The sequence below is a fragment of the Bradyrhizobium lablabi genome (genome assembly GCF_001440475.1).
Classification (GTDB): Bacteria; Pseudomonadota; Alphaproteobacteria; order Rhizobiales; family Xanthobacteraceae; genus Bradyrhizobium; species Bradyrhizobium lablabi.
Window position 1 is genome coordinate 62,134 of sequence record NZ_LLYB01000052.1, and the last position, 9,727, is coordinate 71,860.

At 62.6% G+C, this 9,727-nt stretch carries 6 protein-coding genes; 2 read left to right on the forward strand and 4 right to left on the reverse strand.

Annotated features, from left to right (window positions below; translation table 11 throughout):
* Positions 1-57: 57 nt before the first annotated feature.
* On the reverse strand, positions 58-1,230 hold the full coding sequence (locus CQ14_RS08955; RefSeq protein ID WP_199805478.1) for an NAD(P)/FAD-dependent oxidoreductase: 1,173 nt from the start codon (positions 1,228-1,230) through the stop codon (positions 58-60).
* A gap of 687 nt (positions 1,231-1,917) precedes the next feature.
* On the opposite strand from CQ14_RS08955, the gene CQ14_RS08960 reads away from it, so the two are divergent.
* Complete coding sequence (locus CQ14_RS08960; protein ID WP_057857542.1) at positions 1,918-3,606, forward strand: Na/Pi cotransporter family protein; 1,689 nt, start codon at positions 1,918-1,920, stop codon at positions 3,604-3,606.
* A 282-nt stretch (positions 3,607-3,888) separates the two neighbouring features.
* Positions 3,889-6,300 (forward strand): phosphoketolase family protein, encoded by a 2,412-nt coding sequence (locus CQ14_RS08965; RefSeq protein WP_199805479.1) that lies wholly within the window; start codon positions 3,889-3,891, stop codon positions 6,298-6,300.
* A 115-nt stretch (positions 6,301-6,415) separates the two neighbouring features.
* Here the strand turns inward: CQ14_RS08965 and CQ14_RS08970 are convergent, their stop codons facing one another.
* The 3 genes from CQ14_RS08970 to CQ14_RS08980 are packed head-to-tail and all read right to left on the reverse strand — an operon-like array spanning position 6,416 to position 9,432.
* Positions 6,416-6,859, reverse strand: coding sequence for a PaaI family thioesterase (locus CQ14_RS08970; RefSeq protein ID WP_057857543.1), 444 nt, complete (start codon positions 6,857-6,859; stop codon positions 6,416-6,418).
* A complete protein-coding gene (locus tag CQ14_RS08975; protein ID WP_057857544.1) occupies positions 6,856-8,130 on the reverse strand; it encodes a cytochrome P450 in 1,275 nt (424 codons plus the stop codon). Before CQ14_RS08975 ends, CQ14_RS08970 begins: the two co-directional genes overlap by 4 nt.
* 30 nt (positions 8,131-8,160) lie before the next feature.
* A complete protein-coding gene (locus CQ14_RS08980) occupies positions 8,161-9,432 on the reverse strand; it encodes a cytochrome P450 (RefSeq protein WP_057857545.1) in 1,272 nt (423 codons plus the stop codon).
* Positions 9,433-9,727: the final 295 nt, after the last annotated feature.

Sequence of the window (9,727 nt, forward strand, 5' to 3'; positions counted from 1 at the left end):
GGCGGGTACGGGATATGTCGTGTCGCCGCTCGACGGTGTCAACGGAGGGCGCTTAAGTCAGGGTGCGAGCTCGGCTCTGACCTCACCGAGCAGCGCCATGCTACCCAGTCGACCCAGTTCGTCCGAACACTTCGCGCTCTTCCCGTAGCAGCCGAATGCGACGGTGACACGCTCCGACAGCGGCCCGATGCAGGGAAGGCCTGTTGTGCCATAGGTGGTCATGCAAGGTACGACGCGGCGTTCTTCAAAATCCAGACCGGGAATACGACCAAGGATCTGCTTTTCAAGCCCATCAGCCACGGGAATCGAGCCGCCCGATCGGAACCAGGCCTTGATATCCGCCTCGCTTTCGAGCGGAAGATCGACCGGATCACCACCGAGCTTCAACCAAGTTCGGCCATCCGGATAGGCGATTGGCGGCAGAATATAGGGATTCTCGCCCTTGGGCCCGAGACAGCGCATCGACGGCATTCCGGTCAGACGTTGCGCCTCCGCCGCGCCAAGCCGAAACATCGCCACGGTACGCCTATAGACCGTAAACCCCAATGACTGGCCGAGCAGTGATTGGCTATGCCCGCCTGCCGCAACGAGAACGCGCTCGGCCTCGACATCGCCCGATCGCGTCCGGATCGTCACACCGGAGCCGCTTTCCGAAATCCCCAGCGCAGGCTCATCGATGATCCGCGCCCCGGCACGCTCGGCCGCGATCGTCTGCGCACGCACGAGGCGGCGCGGGCTGATGTATCCGGCATTCTTCGGCTCGAAATAGCCCTGCATTCCGGTCGTAAATCCGAGAAACGGAAATCGCTCCGCGAGCCCGGCATCATCATATGCTTCACAAAAGATCCCGGCCTCAGCAGCGATTCTGCCAACCGAAGCGACGTCACTTCTTTCAACAGGGCCCACGTGAAGCACGCCGACTTCCCGGTAGAATTCCAAGCCGCTTTCCGCTGAAATCTCGCCGTAGCGCGAAATCGCGGCACGGTTCATTTGTCGCCAGAATGGCTCGGAATCGAAGCGCCGCGTGATCCGGCCCTCATCGTAGTGGCTCCCAAACACGCCGCTATGGCGCGAAAGATCGGCCGGCTCATCAGGCCCGACCAGCGCGACATCATGGCCCATTTTGCACAAATGGCGCGCCGCCGCCGCCCCGATCAAACCACGTCCGATCACTGCAAGTTTCATCGCTTTATTGGCACTCACGACAAAATCCGTTTCTTGATTGCGCATAAGTGGCTTGAAATCCGCCGTGTCAGGCCGACAGCGCTGCCAGGGAACGTTGACCGCAACGCAACCGTAACAGCCTTTGGAGGTGGCTTGTAAGAGCGGTGATGCACCGACGACATCGCGACAAGCTCAATGAGCAGGATGATGATCCGGCGCACGACAAAGCTTCATCGATCAAGAATTTATATATTGTCTTCTTCAACCGGAGGGAAAGACGCGTCGCGCCGCTCTAACGCCTAGCGCGGCCGGCAAATCCGTGCCGCGCATTGTCACCATGCAATATCTTCCGAGAGGAGCGTCGCGCCAGGAAATTCTTGCTTGCGCGCCCCGACGAGATATATGCCCTTGGCTGCGGTACAGGGGGCTGGATTGAGCCAACGCGGTTTTCTCGCCGGAGCGCGCGCACAAGAGAGCTCCTGTGGTTGCGATGATACGAAAACTGAAACGTTCGCAAAGCCGGCAATCTGGATGTACCAATTTTGATGGTACCGGGTAGCTGTCAGCAAGCGTAGCCCGGATGAGCCAACGGGTCGCGCGAGTGCGCGCCCGATGACAGGCTCCGCGACATCCGGGTTTGGTTATGCCTGGTCCGGCATATCGCTTTGTTCATGCGAGCCCTTGCTGCGTGATCGGTGCAACTGCGCTACAGTGCGAGAGCTGGCCTGACCGTCATTCACCTCAGGAGCCCGCATGTCCACGGCAATCTCGGTACTCGGCGGCGTAGGGCTCTTCCTGCTTGGCATGACCGTGATGACCGAAGGCCTGAAGACGCTGGCCGGCTCCGCCCTGCGCGCGATGCTCAGCAAGGCGGCGGCAACGCCACTGCAAGGCTCCTTTTGGGGCGTCGTCGTGACGCTGCTGGTGCAGTCCTCCAGTGCAACGACCATGACGACGATCGGACTCGTCAGCGCGGACTTGCTGACGTTCCCGCAAGGGCTGGGCCTTGTCTTCGGCGCGAATGTCGGCACCACGGGGACCGGCTGGCTGGTCGCGCTCATAGGCGTCCGCGTCTCGCTCACGGCCGCGGCGTTGCCGATGATCTTCATCGGCGCATTGACCAAGCTTCTGACGCGCGGGCGAATATCCGGCGCGGGCGCCGCTCTCGCCGGGTTCGGGCTTGTGCTCTTTGGGCTGACGACCCTGCAGCAGGGCATGGGTGGGCTGGCCGAACGATTGCACCCGGCGGACCTGCCGGCGGTTCTCGGAGGTCCCGAAGTCCGGTGGTGGTCGGCCCTGTACGGCGTTCTGGTGCTGGTCGTGATCGGACTGGTGATGACCGCGCTGATGCAGTCGTCGACGGCCGCCGTCGCGGTGACCTTATCCGGTCACTATGCCGGTGCGATCGGGCTGGACCAGGCCTGTGCGTTGATCATCGGCCAGAACATCGGAACAGCGACGAGTTCCGCGCTGGCCGCGATTGGCGCGAGCGCCACCGCCAAGCGGCTGGCCCTCGCTTATGTCCTTTTCAAGCTGATCGCCGCCCTGATCGCGCTGGTGCTTTTCCCGGTCGTCATCCCTCTGCTTCAGCGTGCGACAAGCACCTTCGATGGCGTCACGCTGCTGGCCGGCTATCACACGGCGTATAATGTTGTCGGCGTGGTGGTCCTGCTGCCGCTGGTCAACTGGTTCACGCGACTGGTCGAGCGTATCCTGCCCGAGCGCGGCTCACCGCTCACACGCTGCCTCGAACCCCTGGCGCTCACCAGTCCGGTTGTTGCCGTGGAGGCGGTGCGTCGAACGATCGCGCGGGTGCTCGTCACCGTGTGCGGTTCGGTCGAGGCGGCGCTGGCCGGCAGCGCAAAACCAATTCGTATGGGGAAGGACGCCGTATCGCTGCAGGACGCGGCCGACGCCCTGGGCCAGGCGCAATTGTTCCTGTCTGATATGACCGGACCGCCCGACACTGACGACGAGCAACGGCGTCTCACCAGCACGCTGCATGCACTCGACCACGCGTCCCGGCTGACGGATCTGGCGAAAGGGGGAATCCATTTCGCTTCGGTGAGGGCCGGACCGGAGGACATCCGCGCCGGAGAGCTATGCGCAGAAGCGATGCGAAGCGCAGCCGCGATCGCGCGCGGTGTGGCGGTGCCGCCCCGCGTTGCCGGATCGCCGCAGATTGTGCCGGGTCTGCGCGGCGCCGACGCCATGGCCGGTCCGCGCGCGATCCCGCCTGACGAGGCCATCGCCGAGCTCGAGCGTTGCACGACACAACTCGACGAAGTGCTGCGCACCCATCGCAGCGCGTCGCTCGGCGCGGTCGCCAACGGGACGCTTACCGCCGACGCCGCACTGCTTCGCGTCGATACGGTACGAAGCCTCGAAGCGCTGTCGCTTCACGCCTGGCGCTCCGCGGCTCATCTTGTCGGCCGGGGCTAGCCAGGGAAACAAGACTGCGGCGGGTTCTGCCGGAACCAGGCGAATCGCGCTTGAGACGGACCGCACGGCTGCCGTTGTAGCGGCGCGCAACATGCCGGCGAGAAGGCGCCGAGGGACGATGCCCTGGACCGGATCATCCCATGCCTCCTCATCGGGCACGCGCTTTTGACCTGGCTCAAGCACCTGTCGTCAAATTCGCATTTTAACCTGACGCAATCGAACGGATCGGCGGGTTTGGGGGTCGGTTGTTCGCATGTTTCCCAGGAGGTCAGCATGCAATTGATGACAAACCCTAACGAACGAGCATCCGCCGAGGACCTGGAACTGCTCGACCGCTACTGGCGCGCCGCCAATTATCTCTCCGTTGGCCAGATCTATCTGCTCGACAATCCGCTGCTCAAGGAGCCGCTCAAGCCGGAACACATCAAGCCGCGGCTGCTCGGGCATTGGGGAACCACGCCGGGCCTCAACTTCATTTATGCCCACCTCAATCGCGCGATCTGCATTTATGATCTCAACGCCATTTATGTCTGCGGCCCTGGCCATGGCGGCCCCGGCATGGTCGCCAACACCTACCTCGAAGGCACCTACGCGGAAGTCTACCCGGACATCACGCGTGATGCGGATGGCCTGCGAAAGCTGTTTCGCCAATTCTCTTTCCCTGGCGGGATTCCGAGCCATGCGGCGCCCGAAACGCCGGGCTCGATCCATGAAGGTGGCGAGCTCGGCTATGCGTTGGTGCATGCCTATGGCGCCGCGTTCGACAACCCCGACTTGGTCGTGGCTTGCGTGATCGGCGACGGCGAGGCCGAGACGGGCCCGCTCGCCGCATCATGGCATTCCAACAAGTTCCTTAGTCCCGTGCATGACGGCGCGGTGCTGCCGATCTTGCACCTCAACGGCTACAAGATCGCCAATCCCACTATACTGGGGCGTATGACCGATGAGGAGATTCGCGATCTCTTCAGAGGCTACGGTCACGAGCCGCTGTTCGTCGAAGGCGACGATCCGCATGTGATGCATCGGCTGATGGCCGATGCGCTCGACGTCGCGCTCTCCAGCATCCGCTCGATCCAGCAAGGCGCGCGCAACCAAACGACCAGCTTCCACCGGCCGCGATGGCCCGTGATCGTGTTGCGGAGCCCGAAGGGCTGGACGGGGCCGAAAGAGATAGATGGCCTGAAGGTCGAAGGATTTTGGCGCGCGCATCAGGTGCCGGTCACCAATCCACGCGGCAATCCCGATCACTTAAAACTGCTTGAACAGTGGATGAGGAGCTACGGGCCCGAGAAGCTGTTCGACGCGAACGGCGGGCTTGTGCCCGAACTGCAGCGGCTCGCGCCAACAGGCAACCGCCGGATGGGGGCGAATCCGCACGCCAATGGCGGCCTGCTCAAACACGAACTCAAGCTGCCGGATTTTCGCTCCTATGCCGTCGACTTCCCCAGCCCAGGTGGCACGGTCGCCGAAGCCACGCGCGAGCTCGGCAGGTTTCTGCGCGATGTCGTCAAGCTCAATGCGGACGCACGCAATTTCCGCATCATGGGCCCGGACGAAACCTCATCCAACCGGCTGGACGCGGTGTTCGAGGCAACCGATCGCATCTGGATGGAGGGGATCGAACCCTATGACGTTCACCTCGCCCGTGACGGCCGGGTGATGGAGGTGCTGAGCGAGCATCTCTGCCAAGGCTGGCTCGAAGGTTATCTGCTTACCGGCCGACACGGCTTTTTCTCCTGCTACGAGGCCTTCATCCACATCGTGGATTCGATGTTCAACCAGCATGCCAAGTGGTTGAAGGTCTCGCGCGCGCTGCCTTGGCGGCGCCCGATCGCCTCGCTCAATTATCTCCTCACTTCGCATGTCTGGCGTCAGGATCACAACGGCTTCAGCCACCAGGATCCCGGCTTTATCGATCTCGTCACCAACAAGAAAGCCGATATCGTCCGCGTCTATCTGCCACCGGACGCCAACACGCTGCTCTGGGTCGCCGATCATTGCCTGCGCACTTATGACCGCATCAATGTGATCGTCGCGGGCAAGCAGCCCTTCCCGCAATGGCTGTCGATGCGCGAGGCGATCACGCATTGCGAGGCGGGCATCGGCATCTGGACGTGGGCCGGCACGGAAGCCCCCAATGCCGAGCCCGACGTGGTCATGGCCTGCGCCGGCGATGTTCCGACGCTGGAGACGCTCGCCGCGGTCGACCTGCTGCGCAAGGCGCTGCCGGACTTGAAGATCCGCGTGGTCAATGTGGTCGACCTGATGACGCTGCAACCGAAGGAGCAGCACCCGCACGGCCTGTCCGACCGGGACTTTGACAGCCTTTTCACCCGCGACAAACCGGTGATCTTCGCCTATCACGGCTATCCCTATTTGATCCACCGCCTGACCTATAGCCGTACCAACCACGGCGGCATGCATGTGCGCGGCTACGCCGAAGAAGGCACCACCACGACACCGTTTGACATGGTGGTATTGAACCAGCTCGACCGTTTCCATCTCGCCATCGAAGCGATCGAGCGCGTGCCGGGGCTCGGCATCGCGGCCGCCCACGTAAAACAGAAACTCCGCGATGCGCTGATCGAGCATTCGCGCTACGTGCGCGAGCATGGGGAGGACATGCCGCAAATCCGCGACTGGATCTGGCCAAACAGCGCAGGCGGCACGACGCCGCGCCAGACCGGGGACTGAAGCACCACGTCCGCATAGTTCGGCACTTTCCGGACCTCACGCTCCGTCCGATTTGAGCCGGAAATGCGCAGTAAAGCGGACATCCGCCGACCGTTCTGGATTTATCGGTTCGCGCCTAGCGCGGCCGCAACTCGGCCGGCAGATCCATCGCGCGCATGGTGGCGGTGCCGAACGCGCAGAGCGTTTCGGCGCCTTCTTTTTTCGAAAACAGCTCGATGGTGGCGACGCTGATCGAGCCCGACATCTTCAGCGTCTTGGCGCGGGCGATCAGCTCCGCGCCGTCGGCGGGGCTGAGGAAGTTAACCTTGAGCTCGACGGTGACGCCGATCTTGCCCTTCGGTAGAGCGGACGTGATGGCCATTCCAGCGGCATGATCGGCGAGCGAGGTGATGACGCCGCCGAAAAAATGCCCGAAGAACTGCAGCAGGTCGTCGCGGCGCGCCAACGCGATCTCGGCGTAGCCCGGCTTGATGGCAACGATGCGGACACCCGCCGCGCCGGGAAAGCCCTTGGCGTTGATCGCCTCCGCCAGTTCCGGCGGATTGAGCTCGGCGCTCATCCGGGAATGCGGACCGGCAGTTGCTCGATGCCGCGCACGAAGGAGGAGTAGACCCGCTTTGGTTCACCGACCACTTCGATGCGGTCGAACCGCTTCAGCATCTCCTGCCACACGATCTTGAGCTGCAGCTCGGCGAGGCGCATGCCGACGCAGCGATGGATGCCGAAGCCGAACGACAGGTGCGTGCGCGGACGGGCGCGGTCGATGATGAATTCGTCGGACCGCTCGATGCCTTCCTCGTCGCGGTTACCCGAGACGTACCACATCACGACGCGATCGCCCTTCTTGATCTTCTTGCCGCCGATCTCGGTATCGACCAGAGCGGTGCGGCGCATATGCGCCAGCGGCGTCTGCCAGCGGATCACTTCCGGCACCATGGTGTCGATCAGGGCAGGGTTGTCGTGCAGCTTCTGGTATTGATCCGGATGCTCGTTCAACGCCAGCACCGAGCCGCTCATGGTGTTGCGGGTGGTGTCGTTACCGCCGACGATGAGCAGGATGATGTTGCCCATCAGATTGTCGGGGTCCATGTGCCGCGTGGCATCGCTATGCGCCATCATCGACAAGAGGTCGTTCCTAGGCGGCGTGTTGACGCGCTCGTTCCAGAGCTTCGAGAAATAGGCGTAGCACTCGTCCATCTCCTGGCGCCGCTGCTCCGGCGAGTCCACGACGCCGCTCTTGGGCAGCGCGGTCGAGACGTCGGACCAGCGCGTCAGCTTGCGCCGCTCCTCCCAGGGGAAATCGAACAGGGTGGCCAGCATCTGCGTGGTCAGTTCGATCGAGACGCGCTCGACGAAGTTGAAGGTTTCGTTGCGCGGCAGATTGTCCAGCACCTTTTGCGAGCGCTCGCGGATCAGTTTTGCCAGTTCGTCCAGATGCGTCGGCGTGAACATCGGCGACACCGTCTTGCGCTGCGCCGAGTGCCGCGGCTGGTCCATCGCGATGAAGCTCGGATAGTCGTAACCGGGCGGCACGTCGCGGATCGAAATGCCGCCGAGCGTGGAATCGGAGGAGAAGATGCCGTGGTTGGTGTCGACATGCATGATGTCGTTGTATTTGGTCACCGACCAATAGGGCTCGATCGGCGCGTTCTCGCAGTAATGAACCGGCTCTTCCTTGCGCAGCCGCTCGAACCAGGGCCATAGGGTGTCATTCTGAAACAGTCTTGGCGCACCGGGGTGAAAATCCCTGAGCGGCGTCGAATAGGCCTCTTCGCGCGCGGCGCGCAGAAGCTCTTTCTTGTCGGCTCTGATGGAGGTCTGGACGTTCATGTTTGTAAATCCCGGTAGGGCTTTCAGGGGTTAGCCGGCGATGCGGACCGGCAGGGTCTCGTAGCCTTTGACGAAACTCGAATATACCCGCTTCGGTTCGGCTGTTACCTCAATATTATCGTACCGCTTGAGGATTTCTTCCCATATAATCCTTAGTTGTAGTTCCGCCAGCCGGATTCCGACGCAGCGGTGGATGCCGAAACCGAAGGAAAGGTGGGTGCGGGGCCGGGCGCGGTCGATGATGAAGTCGTAGGGGCGGTCGATCACGTCCTCGTCACGGTTGCCGGAGACGTACCACATCACGACCTTGTCGCCCTTCTTGATCTGGCGCCCACGGAATTCGATGTCTTCGAGTGCAGTGCGGCGCATATGCGCCAGCGGCGTCTGCCAACGGATCACTTCCGGCACGAAACTGTCGATCAGATCGGGGTTGTCGCGCAGCTTGCGGTATTGGTCCGGATTCTTGTTCAGCGCATAGACGCTGCCCGACAGCGTATTGCGGGTGGTGTCGTTGCCGCCGACGATCAAAAGGATCAGATTGCCGAGGAAGTTCTTCGGGTCCATGTCGCGGGTGGCATCGCTATGCGCCATCATCGACAACAGGTCGCTCTTCGGCGGCTGGTTGATGCGCTCCTTCCACAGCCTGGCGAAATAGGTCGCGCATTCCATTAGCTCCGCCTGGCGTTCTTCCTCGGTCGCGACGAGGCCGCCGGGGCCGGGAAGCGTCGTGGCGACGTCGGACCAGCGCGTCAGCTTGCGGCGGTCTTCCCAGGGGAAGTCGAACAGCACCGCGAGCATCTGCGTGGTGAGCTCGATCGAGACCTGGTCGACCCAGTCGAAAACCTCGCCTCTCGGCAGGTTGTCGAGGCATTCGGCGGAACGCTTGCGGATGTTGATCGCGAGCTCGTCGAGATGGGTCGGCGTGAACATCGGCGCCACGGTCTTGCGCTGCGCGCTGTGGCGCGGCTGGTCCATGGCGATGAAGCTTTCGCGGCGCAGGTCCGGCGCGACATCGCGAATGGTGATGCCGCCGAGCGAAGCTGCCGACGAGAACACCGCGTGGTTGGTCTCGATGTCCATGATGTCGTTGTATTTGGTCACCGACCAATACGGCCCGAACATCGAGTCCTTGCAGTAGTGCACCGGCTCTTCGCGGCGCAGCCGGTCGAAATACGGCCAGAACGAATCCGTCTTGAACAGCTCGGGGTTGCTGACGTCGAAATCCGCCAGCGGCATGGCCTGGGCCGCATCGCGCGCGGTTCGCAGTTGGGAATCGCTGGCGAGATCGACGGTTCCGTGCATGGGTGGCTCTCCCTGAATTCTACCCACGCGAAGCAAACCGAGCGGGCGATGTTTTACCCTATTACATCTCGACCCGGCCCCCGGCGCAAGGGCGAGTTGGGCGCATTTGGCCACATCGACTGTCCGCCCGATCCTGGGCGGTCCCGATGCATTTCGCCGCGTGACAAGCGTGGGCCCGAAGCATAAGTCTGTTTGAAACAACGTTTAATTCGCCGGGAGGCGGCCATGATTTCCAACGCGCAACGGATGTTCAACTTCGACCTTGGCGAGACCGCGGATGCGATCCGCGAGACGG

Coding starts and splice junctions, on each gene's coding strand:
- CQ14_RS08960 (WP_057857542.1), top strand. CDS start 1,918: ATGTCCACGGCAATCTCGGTACTCGGCGGCGTAGGGCTCTTCCTGCTT.
- CQ14_RS08965 (WP_199805479.1), top strand. CDS start 3,889: ATGACAAACCCTAACGAACGAGCATCCGCCGAGGACCTGGAACTGCTC.
- CQ14_RS08975 (WP_057857544.1), bottom strand. CDS start 8,130: ATGAACGTCCAGACCTCCATCAGAGCCGACAAGAAAGAGCTTCTGCGC.
- CQ14_RS08955 (WP_199805478.1), bottom strand. CDS start 1,230: ATGCGCAATCAAGAAACGGATTTTGTCGTGAGTGCCAATAAAGCGATG.
- CQ14_RS08970 (WP_057857543.1), bottom strand. CDS start 6,859: ATGAGCGCCGAGCTCAATCCGCCGGAACTGGCGGAGGCGATCAACGCC.
- CQ14_RS08980 (WP_057857545.1), bottom strand. CDS start 9,432: ATGCACGGAACCGTCGATCTCGCCAGCGATTCCCAACTGCGAACCGCG.